General features: G+C 71.9%; 16 protein-coding genes and 3 pseudogenes. 11 read left to right on the forward strand and 8 right to left on the reverse strand.

Annotation, left to right across the window (positions count from 1 at the left end; genetic code table 11):
- Positions 1–50 precede the first annotated feature (50 nt).
- Positions 51–881: a hypothetical protein gene (locus tag B4U46_RS01310; protein ID WP_123995956.1), complete on the forward strand. Its 831-nt coding sequence runs from the start codon at positions 51–53 to the stop codon at positions 879–881.
- A 115-nt stretch (positions 882–996) separates the two neighbouring features.
- Here the strand turns inward: B4U46_RS01310 and B4U46_RS37200 are convergent, their stop codons facing one another.
- The 3 genes from B4U46_RS37200 to B4U46_RS01320 all read right to left on the reverse strand — a co-directional run bounded on the left by B4U46_RS37200 (position 997) and on the right by B4U46_RS01320 (position 3,930).
- Positions 997–1,161, reverse strand: coding sequence for a hypothetical protein (locus B4U46_RS37200; protein ID WP_159402052.1), 165 nt, complete (start codon positions 1,159–1,161; stop codon positions 997–999).
- A gap of 17 nt (positions 1,162–1,178) precedes the next feature.
- Positions 1,179–2,495, reverse strand: coding sequence for a ferric reductase-like transmembrane domain-containing protein (locus tag B4U46_RS01315; protein WP_237292499.1), 1,317 nt, complete (start codon positions 2,493–2,495; stop codon positions 1,179–1,181).
- Between the two features lie 343 nt (positions 2,496–2,838).
- On the reverse strand, positions 2,839–3,930 hold the full coding sequence (locus B4U46_RS01320; protein ID WP_079423282.1) for a cation diffusion facilitator family transporter: 1,092 nt from the start codon (positions 3,928–3,930) through the stop codon (positions 2,839–2,841).
- Between the two features lie 788 nt (positions 3,931–4,718).
- On the opposite strand from B4U46_RS01320, the gene arr reads away from it, so the two are divergent.
- The 4 genes and pseudogenes from arr to B4U46_RS38730 form a co-directional block, all read left to right on the forward strand.
- Complete coding sequence (gene arr / locus B4U46_RS01325) at positions 4,719–5,129, forward strand: NAD(+)--rifampin ADP-ribosyltransferase (protein WP_079423284.1); 411 nt, start codon at positions 4,719–4,721, stop codon at positions 5,127–5,129.
- A 163-nt stretch (positions 5,130–5,292) separates the two neighbouring features.
- Positions 5,293–5,796: a GNAT family N-acetyltransferase gene (locus B4U46_RS01330; protein WP_079423286.1), complete on the forward strand. Its 504-nt coding sequence runs from the start codon at positions 5,293–5,295 to the stop codon at positions 5,794–5,796.
- A gap of 172 nt (positions 5,797–5,968) precedes the next feature.
- Complete coding sequence (locus B4U46_RS40535; protein WP_398908965.1) at positions 5,969–6,562, forward strand: transposase; 594 nt, start codon at positions 5,969–5,971, stop codon at positions 6,560–6,562.
- Positions 6,563–6,602: 40 nt separating this feature from the next.
- Positions 6,603–7,421: pseudogene (locus tag B4U46_RS38730) on the forward strand (IS5 family transposase); the annotation flags it as partial.
- Between the two features lie 92 nt (positions 7,422–7,513).
- Here B4U46_RS38730 and B4U46_RS01350 read toward each other — a convergent pair.
- The gene (locus tag B4U46_RS01350) at positions 7,514–8,401 is read right to left on the reverse strand and encodes a LysR family transcriptional regulator (protein WP_079423290.1); all 888 of its coding nucleotides are present in this window, start codon (positions 8,399–8,401) and stop codon (positions 7,514–7,516) included.
- Between the two features lie 92 nt (positions 8,402–8,493).
- Here B4U46_RS01350 and B4U46_RS01355 point away from each other — a divergent pair, with 92 nt between their 5' ends.
- Together B4U46_RS01355 and B4U46_RS38735 are read left to right on the forward strand one after the other, a co-directional pair.
- Entirely contained in the window at positions 8,494–9,231 is a 738-nt protein-coding gene (locus B4U46_RS01355; protein WP_079423293.1) for an SDR family oxidoreductase, read from the forward strand.
- 151 nt (positions 9,232–9,382) lie between these two features.
- Entirely contained in the window at positions 9,383–9,868 is a 486-nt protein-coding gene (locus B4U46_RS38735; protein WP_159036862.1) for an RICIN domain-containing protein, read from the forward strand.
- 211 nt (positions 9,869–10,079) lie between these two features.
- Here the strand turns inward: B4U46_RS38735 and B4U46_RS40540 are convergent.
- Positions 10,080–10,328 (reverse strand): annotated as a pseudogene (locus tag B4U46_RS40540) (hypothetical protein); the annotation flags it as partial.
- Between the two features lie 196 nt (positions 10,329–10,524).
- Positions 10,525–11,046 (reverse strand): GNAT family N-acetyltransferase, encoded by a 522-nt coding sequence (locus B4U46_RS01370; protein WP_079431483.1) that lies wholly within the window; start codon positions 11,044–11,046, stop codon positions 10,525–10,527.
- A 179-nt stretch (positions 11,047–11,225) separates the two neighbouring features.
- Between B4U46_RS01370 and B4U46_RS40230 the strand changes: the two are divergent.
- The 3 genes and pseudogenes from B4U46_RS40230 to B4U46_RS01380 form a co-directional block, all read left to right on the forward strand.
- Positions 11,226–11,312 (forward strand): annotated as a pseudogene (locus B4U46_RS40230) (SAM-dependent methyltransferase); the annotation flags it as partial.
- A 479-nt stretch (positions 11,313–11,791) separates the two neighbouring features.
- Positions 11,792–12,316: a hypothetical protein gene (locus B4U46_RS01375; protein WP_079423298.1), complete on the forward strand. Its 525-nt coding sequence runs from the start codon at positions 11,792–11,794 to the stop codon at positions 12,314–12,316.
- Positions 12,317–12,998: 682 nt separating this feature from the next.
- Positions 12,999–13,973 carry an LLM class flavin-dependent oxidoreductase gene (locus tag B4U46_RS01380; RefSeq protein ID WP_079423300.1) on the forward strand — a complete coding sequence of 325 codons (975 nt, stop codon included), beginning with the start codon at positions 12,999–13,001 and terminating at the stop codon, positions 13,971–13,973.
- 82 nt (positions 13,974–14,055) lie between these two features.
- On the opposite strand, the gene B4U46_RS01385 is transcribed toward B4U46_RS01380, so the two are convergent.
- The gene (locus B4U46_RS01385) at positions 14,056–14,808 is read right to left on the reverse strand and encodes a CAP domain-containing protein (protein ID WP_079423302.1); all 753 of its coding nucleotides are present in this window, start codon (positions 14,806–14,808) and stop codon (positions 14,056–14,058) included.
- A gap of 501 nt (positions 14,809–15,309) precedes the next feature.
- Between B4U46_RS01385 and B4U46_RS01390 the strand changes: the two genes are divergently transcribed.
- A complete protein-coding gene (locus tag B4U46_RS01390) occupies positions 15,310–16,263 on the forward strand; it encodes an aminoglycoside phosphotransferase family protein (RefSeq protein WP_208949833.1) in 954 nt (317 codons plus the stop codon).
- A gap of 126 nt (positions 16,264–16,389) precedes the next feature.
- On the opposite strand, the gene B4U46_RS40235 is transcribed toward B4U46_RS01390, so the two are convergent.
- Positions 16,390–16,680: a DUF6296 family protein gene (locus B4U46_RS40235; RefSeq protein WP_079431484.1), complete on the reverse strand. Its 291-nt coding sequence runs from the start codon at positions 16,678–16,680 to the stop codon at positions 16,390–16,392.
- Positions 16,681–16,739 lie beyond the last annotated feature (59 nt).

Genomic DNA, 16,739 nt, shown 5'->3' on the forward strand with positions numbered 1-16,739 from the left:
TGTACAGGTCGCGTGAATGGATCTTTGAGCGGATTCGGCGGGACCGGCGTATGGATCCGACGGTGTCGGGACGAAACGGAACAGGGCAATCGCTTGGCAGTCCGATGAAGGCGCGGGCCGGGACCCTCTGGTTCACGCCCACCTTGCGTACGCTTACGGCTCTCATGGGTGCGGGGTCATTCGGTTTGGGCGCACTCGCAGTATTCGCAACTCAGAACGGGACCGGCGCGGCAGCGCTCATCGTGTTCGGGGGCGTCCTGCTTCTCGTCGCTCTGCTCGGCAGCCGCGTCGAGAGCCTTGAGTTCGGAGGGGCCACGCTGAGGCTTCGGGCTGCCGCAGCGGAGAGGTTCGCGCTGGCGGAAGAGTCCGAGCGCCGCGGAGACATCGCCACCGCTCGTGAACTGCGTGCAGAAGCGAGGGCCCTGTTGGACGCTGCGGGGCCCATCGCCGAGGACTACAGCTCAGCACGCGGCTCCATGCCTGCCGGCGCCTCGCGCACCCGGGCCTTGGAAGAGGTGATGGCCCGTGCGCGCCGCTTGGCACAGGAACAGTCCTTCGAGTCGGCCGAGGTCTTGCGCTGGCTGCGGGAGGGCACAGACGAGCAGCGCATCACGGCCTTGGCAATGATGCAGGCCAGACCTGAACTGCGGAACTTCGAAGCGGCTCTTGGCGCCATCACGCACCCGCGCACCCCGTTCGAGCAATACCACGCCATGCGCCTCGCGCTGCAAATGATCGACGAACTCGACACGGAGCAGGCCAGGAGGCTGGCTGGAGCAGTCGAGGCACAGAGGGGGTTCCGCTTCAGAAGGGACTCGGATCGGGTGCGGCTTCGCGAGGCGATCCTCCAGAGAGTGCCTGGGCGTCCGCCGAAGCGGTGACGCAGAGCTGCGGGCCGATCGGCACAGGCACAGGGTCGAACCGTCATCGAGGTCTCGTCCTCGTCGGACGAGAACGCCTGCCCGCCGGCGGTGGCCGTGCGGTCGCGCCTGCCGGTCAGCGGGTGGCCGGGAGGTGCGGGCGTCCGCCCGGGGGCGGCGCGGCGGGGTCGACCGTCATGGTGATGCCGGTCGCGGTCAGCACGCTGACCAGGGCGAGGCCGACGGCGAGCCGACGCGAGCGCGAGGGCTTGCGGTGCCGGGGGTGGGTCGACGGGTTCATCGCCAAGGTCAGGGTCCTCAGTAGGTGAAGCACTCGGAGTGGATCCGCCCGGAAGGGACTCCGGCACGGATCAGCGCGGCGGTCGTGGCATCGGCCATTGCGGGCGGCCCGCAGAGGTACACGTCGTGGTCGGACAGGTCGGGCACGAGCGAGCGCAGTGCCTGGGGGGCGAGCGGGTCGTAGGCGCCGTCGGAGCGGCCCACCAGGTAGTGCAGGGCGGCCTGACGCTCCGCGGCGATGGCTTCCAGCTCGTCCCGCAGGACCAGCTGGCCGGCGTCACCCGCCCGGTAGAGCAGCGTGAGGTCACCGGGACCGGCGGGCAGCGCCTCGAACAGGGCGCGCATCGGGGTGATCCCGATGCCGCCGGCGATCAGCAGGACCTTGGGACGGGTGCGCCGCCTGCGGGTGAGCGCGCCGAACGGGCCGGTCGCCAGCACCCGGGTACCGGGGCGCAGCCTCCGCACCCGCCGGGAATGCGCGCCGAGCGCCTTGACCGTGATGCGCAGGCGGTCGTCGCGGACGGGCGCGGACAGCGAGAACGGCAGGGCGGTGTGCCACAGGCCGCGCCGGAGGAAGCGCCAGCGGAAGAACTGGCCCGGTTCGGCCTGGAGCTCGCCGAGCCGGCCGCCCTGGATGGTCACGGAGACCACGCCGGGGCCCTCGCGTTCGACGGTGGCGACGCGCAGCCCGTGCCGCAGGGCCTGGCGGACCGGGACGACGCCGCGGTACCAGACGAGCAGGACGCCGACGACGGTGTGCAGCAGGGCCCAGAACCAGGTGGTCAGGGAGGTGACGGCGATGTCGGGTCCGGCCAGCTGGTGGAGGGAGCCGAGGGCGGCGGCGAGATAGGTGAGCAGGTGGATGCCGCGCCAGGTCTCGTGCGGGATCCGGCGGCGCACGGCCCTCGCGGAGACCAGGCCCACACAGGCCAGCAGGGCCGCTCCGGCGCAGGCGGCGGCGACGGCCGGGTACCCGAGCAGGTCGCTGTTGGCGGTGAGCAGGTCGGTCCCGCTGCGCAGGGCGTACACGACGAGGGCGAGGAGGCCGTGGGCGGCGCAGAGCAGCACCACCCAGCGGCCGCCGAAGGCGTGCCAGCGGGCGAGGCGGTCGGCGCCGACGCCGTGCTCGACCGCCGGGACGCGTGCCATCAGGAAGAGCATGACCAGGATGCCGTAGCCGGCGAGGAGTCCGGTGAGGTGCGCGCCCGCGGCGATGAGGTCGTCGGGGCGGGCGGACGGCTGCACCTGGGCCGCCCACAACAGGACGACCGCGGCCGCTCCGGCGGCCAGGCCGGCCCGCAGCCGCTGGGGCGCGGTCTTCATCGGCGCACGCACGTCCCTTCCACCCTTCGACGGTCCGTCGGATCGGTTTGCCCCGCCCCCGGGCGGCCGGGGCCGCGGCCGCGCCGCCGGAGCAGAGGCCGGAAGGGCCGACAGGGGCAATCGCAGTGGCAACTATGTGCAAATTTTCTTGTGCCGGGCAATGACGATCTGCGCGGAATGACTTCCGTCACGCAAGAAGATTGGTAGGCGATGTCCCGTTATGGGGATGGTGGTGACACCCGCCAAGGGGATCGCAGGCAGGTCTTCTTCGCTCGTTCTGCTGTGCGTTCCTGCAGGACAGCGCACACACGGAACGGCCGCGTATCACGCTCGGGGGGCCCACTTGGAGAACTCTTTACCGCCCGGGAGCAGGGCGGCGGGGCCGGGGCGCGGGGCGGTGGGCCGCTGAGCGGTGGGCCGCCGCCGCGTCGGTGACGTCCAGGAAGACCTGGTCCAGCTCGGGCCAGCACCGCTTCAGCTCGGTGCGGACGCGGACCATCGCGTCCTCGACGGTCTCGCTGTCGTACCCGGCCGTCAGGTCGATCCCGGCGGCGAGTAGTACCGCGTCCGGCCCCAGGCGCATGGTCAGCAGGGCCGTCACGGAGTCGATCTCGGGCTGCGCCTCGAGCATGTCCCGGACCCGGGCCTGCAGCTGGGGGTCGGCGGCCTCGCCGATCAGGTGGTCGCGGGCGCCCCTGCCGAGCACGTACGCCACGTAGACGAGCAGGATGCCGATGAGGACGGAGGCGCACGCCTCGTACGCCACCTGTCCGGTCGCCATGTGGAGCGCCATCCCGGCCATGGCGAGGAGCACGCCCACGCAGGCCGTTGCGTCCTCCGCGAGGACGGTCCGCAGCGCCGGATCACGCGCCTGCCGCACCTCCTCGGCCGTCCCGTGCCCGGCGGCCCGCGCGGTGCGCCGCACCTGGAGGAAGGCGCGCAGCAGTGAGCCGCCCTCGGCGAGGAGTGCGACGGACAGGACGATCAGGCCGATCACGTAGCCCTCGTGCGATTCCCCGCCGCCGGAGCGGAACGCCTCCACTCCCTGGAACACCGAGAAGCAGCCTCCCGTGACGAAGATCCCGACGGCGGCGAGCAGCGACCAGAAGAACCGCTCCTTGCCGTAGCCAAAGGGATGCCGGGCGTCGGCCGGGCGCCTGCTGCGGCGGACCGAGGCCAGCAGGAACACCTCGTTGAGGCTGTCGGCCACGGAATGGGCCGCCTCCGAGAGCAGGGCCGGCGAACCGGCGACGACCCCGCCCACGGCCTTGGCCCCGCAGATGGCGAGGTTCGCCGCGAGGGCCACCCACACGGTCAGCCGCGTCTCGCCGTCCCGGCCGCCGGCCGAGGGCACGGGGCCGGGGGCGCCGGCTCGGGGGTCCGTGGAGCCCTTCGGGCCCGTATGCGGGCGGGGGGTGTCCGCGGCGCTGTCCTGCCGTACGGCCATGGCTTGCTCCCTCACCCGGACTGCGGCGGTCGCCCGCGTGCGCGCCGTCCCTTCGCCGGTGCTCGCTGGGCCGCCGTTCAAACGTGGGCCCGGCGAGCGGCGGGGGCGGCGGCCTTCCGGTCATCCCTTGCTCGCGCCACTTGCTCCTCGGGTCCCTCCCCCGATCCCGCTCTCCCGGGGGCGCACTCCAGGGTGCTCTCCCGGGTCCCTCGCGGGCCGTCGCCGGGACGAGCCCGGCCGGGCGGCCGTTCAGGTGTATGCCGCGGCGGGCCGGGCAGGCGTTCGTCGACGGCCGGTGGCGTGCGCTGCACCTGCACGGGCCGCGCCGTACGCGCCATAGATGAATCCCGCCGAGGAGCCGAGAAGGAGCGTTGCCGTGACACAGGCCCCCGATTCCGCCCCGCGCCGCGAGCGCGCGACGGCCGACCCCGCGCCCGAACCGCGCGGGCCGCAGCCGGTACCCCGCGACCCCCGACAGCCCCCGCCGACACCGGAGGACCCGCCGGAACCCGGCCGGGAACCCGGGCCCCCGCCCGTACCGGAACCGCCCGACTGAGCGGTGCCGGCGCAGGTCGCCACCCTGCCGCGGGTCTACCGACGTGGCTCGCGGGCCACCAGCACTTGAGGCCGGTCGAGGCGGTTGTCGAGGCCTCGTCCAGCTGCCAGACGGGCTGGGTGAGGTGCCGCCGGGAGGGGCGGCACCATGGTCAGCAGCTGGTGGGGTCACGGCGCCCGAGCCGTCATGCACAGCTCGCCGACACGGCAGCTGTGTTTGATAACCTGCCACGATGGACGAGGTGTTGGACAAGGGGCCGTTCTTTCACGGCACAAAGGCCGAGCTGAAGGTCGGAGACCACCTCACAGCGGGATTCCGTTCCAACTACCGGCCCGAAATCGTGATGAACCACATCTACTTCACCGCGTTGCGTGACGGCGCGGGACTCGCCGCCGAACTCGCCTCCGGCGACGGGACCCCGCGAGTGTATCTGGTCGAACCGACCGGGGAGTTCGAGAACGATCCCAACGTCACCGACAGGAAGCTCCCCGGCAATCCCACCCGCTCCTATCGCAGCCGGGATCCGCTCCGGGTCGTCGGCGAGGTCACCGACTGGACGCGACAGACACCCGAAGCTCTCCGCATGTGGCAAGACCGTCTGGCCGCAATCCGGCTGGATGACCGCGCCGAAATCATCAACTAGTGCCGCGTCAGAAACCGTTGCCGTACCGATCATGGATTCTGTCGATCGGACGGGAGTCTTGGTCGGGTCATCGCGGGCACCGCCCGGCATGAGAACAGCGCCTGGCGGTATCCGGGGAAAATCCAGAGGAGCGGACGGCCGCGCGCTGCTACCGTCGCGCGCTATGAGCTGGCTCCCCGACAACTTCGTCCATCCCGTCCTGGTACCGCTGCCGGGCGGTGGTCATCACCTGCGGCCGATCCGGGAGGCGGACACCCCGCTCGACTATCCGGCTGTGATGGGCTCGCGCGAGCGGCTGTGGACCATCTACGGGCCAGCCTGGGGCTGGCCCGCGGCCACCATGACCTACGAGGCCGACCAGGCCGACCTGTTGCGGCACGAGAAGGAGATCGCCGCACACCAGTCTTTCAACTACGCGCTGTTCGATGCGGCGGAGACAGCTCTGCTCGGCTGCGTCTACATCGACCCACCGGAGCGGGCCGGCGCGGACGGCGAGATCTCCTGGTGGGTGGTGGACGAGCTGGTGGGCAGCAAGGTCGAGCAGGACCTCGACGAGCTGGTGCCGCAGTGGATCGCCACCGACTGGCCGTTCGAGCAGCCGCGCTTCCTCGGCCGAGAGATCTCCTGGTCGGACTGGCTCGCCCTGCCGGAGCTCCCCGACGCGTAAGTAGCTTTTACCGTAATCGCGGGTGCTCGGGAGTGTGACTGTCTGGCTCACCGCTTCGGAAACGCCGCCGACGATCGCCTGCGAGAGCGTCGGTATCCGAGCGACATGACGGACGCGGAGTGGGTGGTGGTGCGGCCGCTGGTGCCGGTGCCGGGACGCGGCCGGCTATCTCGTGGACAACGGCATCAAGTGGCGGGCGATGCCGGCCGACTTCCCGCCGTGGGACCGGACCGGGTCTGTGCGTTCTTCCGGCACTGGCGGGATCGCGGCCTGGTCCGGGAAGGCGGATGCCGTGGCCGGCGCCGGCACCCGTGGCTTTGACGGCGGCAAGCTGGTCAACGGACGCAAGCGGCACGTCGTGGTCGACACCCTCGGCCTGCTGCTGGGCGTGATGGTCACCGCTGCTGATGTGGGCGATCGCGCCGCTGCCCACATCCTGCTGGAACAGGTGACTGCCGCTCACCATCGCCCGGCCCTGGTCTGGGCCTACGGCAACCACACCGGCCAACTCGGCCTGAATACGGTCGGCTTCCTCACAGATCGGCGGCTGTCTCCTCACATCCACCAGCCGACCGTACCGTCACGGGGCAAACGCTGTCTGACGCGGCACCAGCGCTTGCCGGGGCGCGGACGGCCTCTGCCGCGAGTACCTGCGGCGGCGGGCCACCGGCGCACAAGCCCGGAGAGGACCGACAGCCAGGCCGGCCGCCTTCGCCCAGGCTCAGGCGGCGCACGGCCGGCGACTGAGGTCGCTTCGGGGTGTTAGGACTTGTCCGGCCGATCATGTGACTACTCCGCATGTGGACATGGGGCGGGGTGATCTGACAGATGCCGAGTGGGAACGGCTGCGGCCGTACCTGCCGGTCAGCAACAGGCGTTGTGGCCGGTGGCGGGATCATCGCCAGGTGATCGACGGGATTCTGCACCGCGTACGGACCGGCGTTCAGTGGCGTGACCTGCCCGAACGGTTCGGCCCATGGAAGACCGTCTACGAACGCCACCGGCTGTGGTCCGCAGACGGAACGTGGGAGCGTCTTCTTCAGCAGGTCCAGGCCGCGGCGGACGCGGCGGGTGAGATCGACTGGGACATCTCGGTCGACTCCACCATCGTCCGTGCTCACCAACATGCTGCCGGTGCCCGCACCGAACCCCCGCCGGCACCGGCCTCAAAGGGGCCGAGGTGACAGAACACCAGGACGAGACGCCCTGGCAGAGCCTCGCCGCCCGCCTGGTGGAGGTGGTGCTGGAGGTGAGGGCCTGGGCCGCTCGCGCGGAGGGTTCACCAGCAAGCTCCACCTGAGCGCGGACGGCCGCTGTCGCTCGCTGTCCCTGATCGTCACGCCAGGGCAGCAGGCGGACTGCACCCAGTTCAAGCCCGTGCTGGAGAAAATCCGCGTTCCCCGCACCGGACTGGGCCGTCCCCGCAAGAAGCCCGACAGCCTCGCCGCGGACAAGGCCTACAGCAACGGGCCCTGCCGCGATTACCTGCGGCGCCGGGGCATCCGGCACACCGCGGACGCCCACCAGGCTTCGACGAAGAGCGGTACAAGAAGCGGAACACCGTCGAACGGGCCTCGTCGTCCTCGTCCAACTCGGGCGCATCCGGGTCGCGCAGCGGGCGCAGGTGCCGGCCGGGGCGTACGTGGGACCGCGGGTGGTGTCCTGTCGCACCGAAGCTGACGAATTCTCGCCGGATCTCATCCGTGTGGTGGGATTCTCACTGTTTCGCGTTCTGGCCTGGCCATAGCCGTGCGGCCGTGCGGACTAGCCCGGCCAGGGTGAGGGAGCGGCTGTGCGCGGGCCAGGCGATGTGGGTCACGACGGGAGGTGCGTCGGCCAGGGGGACGGCCGCGTGCTCGGCCCACAGCCAGGAGCGGGCGGAGTCGGGGACGACCGCCACGGTGCGTCCGAGGGCGATCAGCTGGGCCAGTTGTGTCTGGTTGTGGATCTCGGGGCCAGGGCCGGGTGCGTAGGTGCCGCGGGTGGGCCAGCGGGCGAGCGGCAGACCGGGGACGTCCCTGACATCGGCCAGGGACAAGGTCTCGCGGGCGGCGAGGGGGTGCCCGGCAGGCAGGACGGCGACCTGCCCCTCGGCCGCCAGTGCCTCGCTGTCGAGCCCGGTGAGGGAGTTCCACGGCGTTTGCATGAGCGCGACATCGGCGCGTCCGTCGCGCAGCAGCTCTTCCTGCTCGCGTATGCCGCACGGCAGTACCTCGATCTCGGCACTGTCGGGCTCGGCAGCGTAGGCGTCGAGAAGCTTCCGCAGCAGTTCGTGGGACGCGGCGGCCTTCACCGCGAGGACCAGCCGACCGCGGGAGCCGCCGGGACTGTCGGCACCCCCGGCGCGCCGGGTGCGGCGGACGGCGGCAGCGGCCGCGTCGAGGGCCGCCCGGCCCTCCTGCAACAGCACCTCCCCGGCACCGGTCAGGCGGACACCACGGCGGTTGCGCTCCAGCAGACAGACCCCCAGGCGCCGTTCGAGCTGCTGGATCGCCCGCGACAGCGGCGGCTGGGCCATGGCGAGACGCTCGGCGGCGCGCCCGAAGTGCAACTCCTCGGCCACAGCCACGAAGTACCTCAACTCGCGGGTCTCCAGGGTGTCCACGGCCGCAGCATACGCGGTGATACCCGGCGGGTATGACAGGGCACCGTACCGGTGTTGGCCGCACCACCCGCCCACGGACCAACATCATCGGCATGAGCGAAACGACCACCGCGCTGGTGACCGGCGCGAACAAGGGCATCGGCTACGAGATCGCGGCCGGACTGGGCAGCCTCGGCTACCGCGTCGGTGTGGGAGCCCGCGACGCGACCCGACGCGAAAACGCCGTCGGCAAACTGCGCGCCGCCGGCGTGGACGCGTTCGGGGTACCACTGGACGTGACCGACGACCGCAGCGTCACCGCCGCCGCAGAACTGATCGAACGACTGGCCGGACGCCTGGACGCACTGGTCAACAACGCCGGCATCCCGGGCGAAATGGGCCCGGGATGGCTGCAGGAGCCGACCACGCTCGACCTGGAAGTGCTCCGCACCGTTGTGGACACCAACGTCATGGGCGTCGTCCGGGTCACCAACGCGATGCTGCCACTGCTGCGGCGCTCCGCCTCCCCACGCATCGTCAACGTCTCCAGCAGCGTCGGCTCCCTGACCCGACAGGCGGACCCGGACACCGAGATCGGCCCCGTCATGGCGGCCTACGCACCGTCGAAATCTTTCCTCAACGCCCTCACCCTGCAGTACGCCCGACAGTTCGCCGGCACCAACATCCTCATCAACGCCGCCTGCCCGGGCCTGGTCGCGACCGACTTCACAGGCTTCCACGGACCGCGCACCCCCGCACAGGGAGCAGCCACCCCGATCCGGCTCGCCACCCTCCCCGACGGCGGCCCGACCGGTTCGTTCTTCGAGGACGACGGCGTCGTCCCCTGGTGATCACGAACCCGCCGTGAATACCGCAGAAACCAGATGCAACGGGGGCGTGCTCCCCTGGAGGCACCATCGGCCTGCGCCGGACTCCTCCACACGACGTACGAGACGGGACATGATGAAAGCGATACGACGCCAACTCCTCGGCGGACTTGCCATGGCATTCACCTTCGCCATCGGCATGGCGGCCACGCCGGCTTCGGCGACGGACGTCCCGAGGGTCACCAACGGCAACAGCGGTCTGTGCCTGGAGATCAGCGGGGAGTCGACGGCCAACGGCGCTCGCGCCACCCAGTGGGGATGCACCGGCAGCGCGCACCAGAGCTGGTACTTCAAGCAGGAATTCCCCTCCTTCCGCTGGAGGCTGATCAACAACAACTCGGGCAAGTGCCTGGAGATCGCCGACTGGCGCACGGACGACGGAGCACCTGCCCGGCAGTGGGACTGCACTGGTGGCGACAACCAGCTGTGGTACGCGATCGACTACCCCGACGACGGGACCGGAGCCATGGCCCTCGTCAACATCCACAGCGGCAAGTGCCTGGAGATCGGCGGCTGGAGCACAGCGTGGGGCGCCGGCGCGAGCCAGTGGAGCTGCCACAAGGGCGCCAACCAGCTCTGGAACGGCGTTCCGAGCTGGTAGAGCGGGGGCCCCGCGCGTCGGGCCGCGTGAGCACTTGTCTGGCCGATCCAGTTCGTAGCCAGATGGTGAGGGCTGCCGCTGTTGCGGTGCCGAGACAGATATAGCCGCGCTTGCTGTAGGCCTGGTCGGCCGCGAGACTGGCCGGCTTCTGCCGGGGCCTACCCGGCCCCGGCCGCGGCACGCGGATCTTCTCCAGGACGGACTTGAACTGGGTACAGTCAGCCCGCTGGCCCGCGGTGACGATCAGGGACAGCGGGCGGCAGTGGCCGTCCGCGCTCAGGTGGAGCTTGCTGGTGAACCCTCCGCGCGAGCGGCCCAGGCCCTCACCTCCAGCACCACCTCCACCAGGCGGGCGACCAGGCTCTGCCACGGCGTTTTCGTCCTGGTGTTCCGTCAGTTCGGCCCCCTTTGACACGGGGGCCGGCGGAGGGCCGGTGCGGGCGCCGGCCGCATGCTGATGCACTGCACACCGGTCCGCACCCGGTGCAGAATCCCGTCGATCACCTGCCGGTGATCCCGCCACCGCCCACAACGCCGGTTGCTGACTGGCAGGAACGGCCGCAGCCGTTCCCCTGCGGCATCCGTCAGATCACCCCGCCCCATGACCACATCAACGACCTGGCCGCGAAGTAGTCACATGATCGGCCGGACAAGTCCTAGGGGAGGGTGAAGCGCCAGTTGTTGCTGGAGTGGTGCTGGCCCGGGGGGTATTCGTGCACCGTCTCGGCCAGGAGGGTGAAACCCACCGCACGGCAGACCGCGTTCGAGGCCTCGTTCGACACACGGGGGAAGGCGTGAACCGCTGCGCGACGGTGTGCCGAGGGGAGGGCCGCCAGGTGGGCAAGGAGGCCTCTGACGGAGGCCGTCGCCCATCCCTGGCGCTGGTACTCGGGGAGAACCCCCCAGCCCGCTTCAAAGATCGGCTCCCCCTCGTGCTCCTTCGGCGCGAAGGAGACCGTCCCCACGGTGTCTCCCTGCGGGGACTCCACTCGGAACACCCGGCCCTCGTGCGCAGCGTTCGCGCTCATGGCCGTCCAGCGGCGGTGGCGGGCGAGGAGGGCAGCGTCCGGTTCGGGGCCGCCCAGGTGGGTCGTCATCTCCGCGGTATTGCGCCGCCGGAGCAGCCAGAGGTCGTTGTCCGCCCAAGGGTGGAGACGCACCAGTCTCGTCGTGTGCATGAGGTGAGGAAACAGTCCGGGGCCGGCGATCCGCACCCGATTTTTGCGCTTTCCGCGTCGTACCGAAAGAGGGTGCACCGTCGTGTGGCGGTGGCCGTCGCCATCACATGATCGACCGGACACGTTCCAGAGCAGGAGCGGTTACGTCCGTCGGGGGGAACGCCGGCCCCTCACGGCTGGAGGCCGACAGCCACAGCCTGCGTGGGCGCGCCGCCGCCTACGGCCGCCGCATCAGCACCCCGCCGCGCCGCGGGGAGCGGTCCGGGTCCAAGCCCGTGCAACGCGGCCTGTCCGGGAGTGGTGCAGACGCTGGTGGCGGCGAACACACGACTCCTGCTTGGGTACGGAGGTTCGTCTGGGAGGAGGAATCCTGCGCGCCAACGGCGATGGCGGGGTCGGCCGGGCCGAGTACAAGCCGATGATCGAGGCGTTCAGCGGCGGCCGGAGCACGGATACCGACACCGCCTTCGGCCGGATCGATTTCGACGGGGACGGGCCGCATCACCCGGGAGGAGTTCCGCAGCAACGGGTGCGAGTTCTGGGCCGGCGCCGACGAATCCGCCCCCGGCTCGGTCGTCTCGTCGTGCCTTGAGGGGGCGGCGGGTGTGGCGCCGGCCGATGCCCCCGGACGGCCGCCCCGGCTGGCAGGCGGCGCGGCAGCGGGTGAGCATCGAACGGCCTGGGCCCGGGCAGTGCGAGGAGCGCGCGGGCCGGAGTACCCGAGAGCCCTCCGGAAGGACGTCCCATGAAAAGCACCTCGTTCGCCGAGATCGATGCCATGGTCGGCGAGGGCAAGGTCGTCATGTCGGCGGACGACAGCGCGGTCGTGGCGGCCGTGCAGGATGCCCTGAAGGCCGGCAGATCGGTGACCTTCTACCTGTCCCGGAAACAGGCCGACGCGTTCACCTCGTGGTACTGGAGCCCCCGGCGCATCAAGGACCGGGGCATGGAACCCGTATCGCGCGAGGAGCGGAAGAGGATCACCTCGAAGCTGGGTGTCAAGGACATCGGGCCCGCGTACTCCAACCGCATCGACTGCGCGTGCGGGGCCCAGTACGGCGCCTTCGAGTTCATCGAGCAGGGCATCGCCGAGCACGGCAGGGAGGCCGTCGACGCCGTCCTGGCGCTGGAGAACACGTACGTCCTGCGGGTGAACCCCTCGACGCCGACCATCTGCGCCGTGTGCCGCTCGGTCGTCCTGGTCAGCCACGAGTACGACATGACAGGCAAGTACGGTTGCAGCCGCTCCGAGCCGCCGGTCCTCATGTGAGGCCACCGCGTTCCCCTTCGGGCCCGGGGCCACCCCACCGTCACCGGCCGCGATCCGGTCGCCCGCGCGCGGTGCGGCGGCGCGTCCTCGTGGGAGGCGCGGGGCGCCGGTCCCGACCGATCCGACGTCCAGCAGTCCGGCGGCCACCGCCGCGCATCACGTAGCGCCTGCCGGGGACGGCGTCCGCGCGGCCCGGGGTTCCGGCGCCGTCGAGCGCGCCCCTCAGGAGCCCGGCCCGCACCCGCGCGGCGAGGGCCGCGATGCGGGCGTCGAACAGCCGTTGCAGCCGCCGGGACAGCGGCACGCCGTGCGGGCCGGGCCCGGCGGCGTGCGGAGGGTGCGATGACGGCCCGGCTACCGCCGGCGACGTGGCTTCGACTCCGGACGAGGGCCCCTCCGCCGGAGTTCCGCGACTTCGAGGGTGCGATGGCGGGAGCCCGGTACGGCGGCGGCCGCAGCGGTCAGCCGGGGCGAGGGAACGTACGGCAGCGCGCAGCGCCACCTCCGGGGCGTGGCGGCCCTGTGGCCCGGCTGGGTCCGTCGCGATCGCGTCAATGTGCGCGGGCACGCGCGGCGTGACTCCTTGCGGCGGTCCGTTCGTTGCGCGGCACGCCGGGCCCCCGCGTGGCGCGAAAAGGATCACCGGGGTCGTCGCCCGCCGCGTGATCCCTATGCTGACGGGATGGTCGAGATACCTCTTTCCGCACTCGAAGTCGCGATGGTCCAGACCGGCACCCGCGCCCTGGACACCCTGCGGGACACCGCGGCCTTCGCTCAGGAGCTGGAGCGGCTGGGATACCACCGGCTCTGGTACGCCGAGCACCACCACTCCCCCGCGATCGGCGCCTTCCCCCCGGTCGTGCTCAGCGCGCACGCCGCGGCCTCCACCTCGGCCATCCGCCTCGGTTCCGGCGGAGTGCTGGCGCCCAACCACGCGCCCATCACCCTGGCGGAGCAGTTCGGAACGCTGGCCGCCCTGCACCCGGACCGCATCGACCTGGGCGTCGGCCGCGGCCCCGGGACCTTCGACGAGGCCACCGCGCGGGCGCTGCGCCGCGGAGCCGGGCCGACGACGGACGCGGAATACCGCGACGACGTCGCCGCGATCCTGTCCTTCCTCGTCGACGAGGTCGCGCTCGGCCCGCTGCCGCAGCCCTGGCTGCTGGCCTCCAGCACCGCCGGGGCCGGCCTCGCCGCCGAACTCGGCCTTCCGGTCGCCGTCGCGCACCACATCCGGCCCGAGAACACGCGTGCGGTCCTGGAGACGTACCGGGCGGCGTTCACCCCGTCGCGCTGGTGCGGGCAGCCGCGGGTGCTGCTGTGCGTGGAGGCGGTGTGCGCGGAGACGGAAGAGGAGGCCCAGCGGCTCATCGGGCCGATGGACGTCGTCAAGGCCGGGCTCCTCAAGGGGATCAGCGAGATCCCCTTCCCGACGCCCGAGGAGGCGGCCGCGCACCCGTTCACGGAAGCGGAGCGGGCGGCCCTGGCGGGCTTCCGCGCACAGCAGGCGGCCGGGACGCCCGAGGCCGTCGTCCGCCGGCTCCGGGAACTGGCCGCGGAGACGGGAGCGGACGAGCTGATGCTGACGACGCCCGTCTACGGCTTCCAGGACCGCGTCCGCTCGTACGAGCTGATCAAGAAGCACTACGGGGTGTAGGACGGCCTCGGGCGGGGGCGGCGTGGGGGCTCCGGGATTCCGTCCCGGGCCCGCCGCCCCCGCGCCGCCCCGCCCCGCCGGGTCAGCGCGTCGCGCCGAAGTCCTGCGTCCAGTACTGGCCCGGCTGGGCCAGGCCGATGCCGATCTCCCGGTACGAGCAGTCGAGGATGTTGCGCCGGTGGCCCGGGCTGTTCATCCAGCCCTCCATGACCTGTTCGGGGGTGCTGTAGCCGTAGGCGACGTTCTCGCCGTACGTCTGCCACTGGTATCCGGCACGGGTGATGCGCAGGCCCGGGTCGGATCCGTCGGAGCCGGTGTGGGACATGGTGGCGTGGGCGGCCATGTCCGCACTGTGGTCCTGGGCGGCCTTCGTGAGCATCGGGTTCACGGTGAGGGCGGGGCACCCGGCGGCGGCGCGCTCCTGGTTGACCAGCGCGAGGACCTGGGCCTGGGCGTCGGTCTGCGCCCCGGAGGCCTGCGGGGCCGAGGGCGCGGCCGACGGCTCGGCCGGGGGTGCCGGCGGCCGGGGCGCCGCGGGCGGCGGGGCGTCGGCGGCCTGCTCGTGTTCGGCCGACGGCTCGGCGACGGGCTCCGCGGGTGCCGGCGGCGCGGCCTCGGGGATCTCGACCGGTATCTCGGCCGGGGTCTCCAGCTGCGGCCGCGCCTGCGGCCCGGCGAGGGAGGGGTCCTGCCACGCGGTGGCGGCAGTACGTGCGGGACCGGTTTCCTGGGGGTCCAGGCAGGCCATGGCGGCGGTGGGGACCCCCACGATGGCCAGCGCGCCGACGGCGACGGCTATTTTCCTGTAGTGCGTCTTCTTGCGGTGCTTCCTCATGCGTGCCCTCACTCGGTGATCGCGAAGCTCCCGGCGCCGGGACCGCGAAGGCGCCGGAGGAGTGGTCATTCTGAGAAGCCCCGCAGAGGGATGGCAAGCCCGGGCGCGGGCGGGACGCGGGGGTTCCGGGCCACGGCTTGAAAGGCGTGCAAGATCGTGCATAGCGCCGTTACGAGCGCATCGGAGCGAAGCTGACACACCGCCGGAACCGGCTCCCATCAGTCACGTTGGGCGCGAGCGAATGAGAATCGACAATTCCGTTTCTGGTGGAGTGCGACATGTCTACGGCAAACACGGACAAATGATGAATTGCGCGTGCCCGGTCGATCTCCACACGCCCGCCGGAGCGCCGTGCGCCCTGTGTGTCATGTCACGCAACCTCCGGGTGCCGCGTCGAGGCGGACGATCCCGGCTCGGCGGCGGTGGCCGGTGGCCGGTGGCCGGTGGCCGTCAGGCATGCTGGCACTTCGACGACGTCGCCATCCGGGGAGCATCGTGGCCATCAGCCGGTCTCGGTTCCAGGTAGAAGTACCGGCGGCCCTCGCCGCCTCGCAGGAGGCAGAGGGCCGGCAGGCGTGGACCGCCGCCCTGCCCGCCCTGGCCGGGGAATTGCTGGGCCGCTGGAACCTGCGCCTGGACGGGCCGCCGGCACACGGGGCCGTCGCGCTCGTCCTGCCGGTGCTCCAGGCGGACGGCCCGCCCGCCGTGCTCAAACTCCAGCCCGTCGACGAGGAGACACGCGACGAGCCGCTGGCCCTGCGCGTCTGGGGCGACCGCCACGCGGCCGGACTGCTGAACGCCGCTCCGGAGCGCGGTGCCCTGCTGCTGGAACGTCTCGACGCCGGCAGGTCGCTCTCGGCGGTGCCCGACGGCACCGCGGCCCTCACCTTCCTTTCCGAGCTGCTGGCGCACCTGTCCGCCGTTCCGGCCCCCGTCGGCCTGCGCCGGCTGGGCGACATCGCCGCCGCGATGCTCGACCGGTTCCCCGTGTACTCCCGGTCCCTGGCCGATCCGTCCGAGCGACGGCTACTGGCCTCGTGCGCGGCTGCGATGGGGGAACTGCTCGACGAACCCGGCGACCGGCTCCTGCACTGGGATCTGCACTACGACAACGTCCTCGCTCCTCTTGCGTCCTCTCAGGCGTCCGGACGGGCTCCGTGGCTCGCCATCGACCCCAAGCCGCTCGCCGGCGATCCCGGCTTCGAACTGCTGCCCGCGCTGCGCAACCGGTGGGACGACGTCCTCGGCGCCGGAGACGTCCCCCGGGCCGTCCGCCACCGCTTCGACCTCATGACGGAGGTCGTCGGTCTGGACCGGGACCGGGCCCGCGGATGGACGCTCGGCCGCGTCCTGCAGAACTGCCTCTGGGACATCGAGGACGGCGCGGTCACGCTACAGCCCGAGCAGACGGCCATCGCCCGGGCCCTCCTCGGCCCTCGGCCGCGCGGGCAGTGACGCCCTACCGGGCCGGGCCGGCCCGGCGGCGGCCGACTGTCATCCGATGGGCCCGGCCGCCTCGCCCCCCTGATCCTGCGGAAGATCGCCAAGTAGCCGGGCGGTGGGACCACGGGAGAGTCCGGGTCAGGTCCGCCGGCGGCCGGGGGCGTCGTCGGTCAGTTGGGCGATCCAGCCGTACGGGAGCTCCCCGCCGTCCACGGTGACCGCCTCCACGGCCCTGCTCTCGGGGTCGATCTCCGCCCGGACCCCCTCCCCCTCGTAGCACGGGTAGCCGGAGACACCGGTGGCGCCGGTCCTCTCGACCCGGGCGGTGCGCAGGACCGCGTCGTGGCCCTTGGCGTCCTGGACGCCGGGCGGGCCGGGGCGGAGAACGACGGTGTACCGGTCCGGGACCGGGTGGGACTCGGGGGTCATGGGCCCAGGCTAATGAGCGGGGCCGCCGCCGGCCCGGAGGCGCGACCGGCACGGGTTTC

This window comes from Streptomyces katrae, assembly GCF_002028425.1.
GTDB classification, from domain to species: Bacteria; Actinomycetota; Actinomycetes; order Streptomycetales; family Streptomycetaceae; genus Streptomyces; species Streptomyces katrae_A.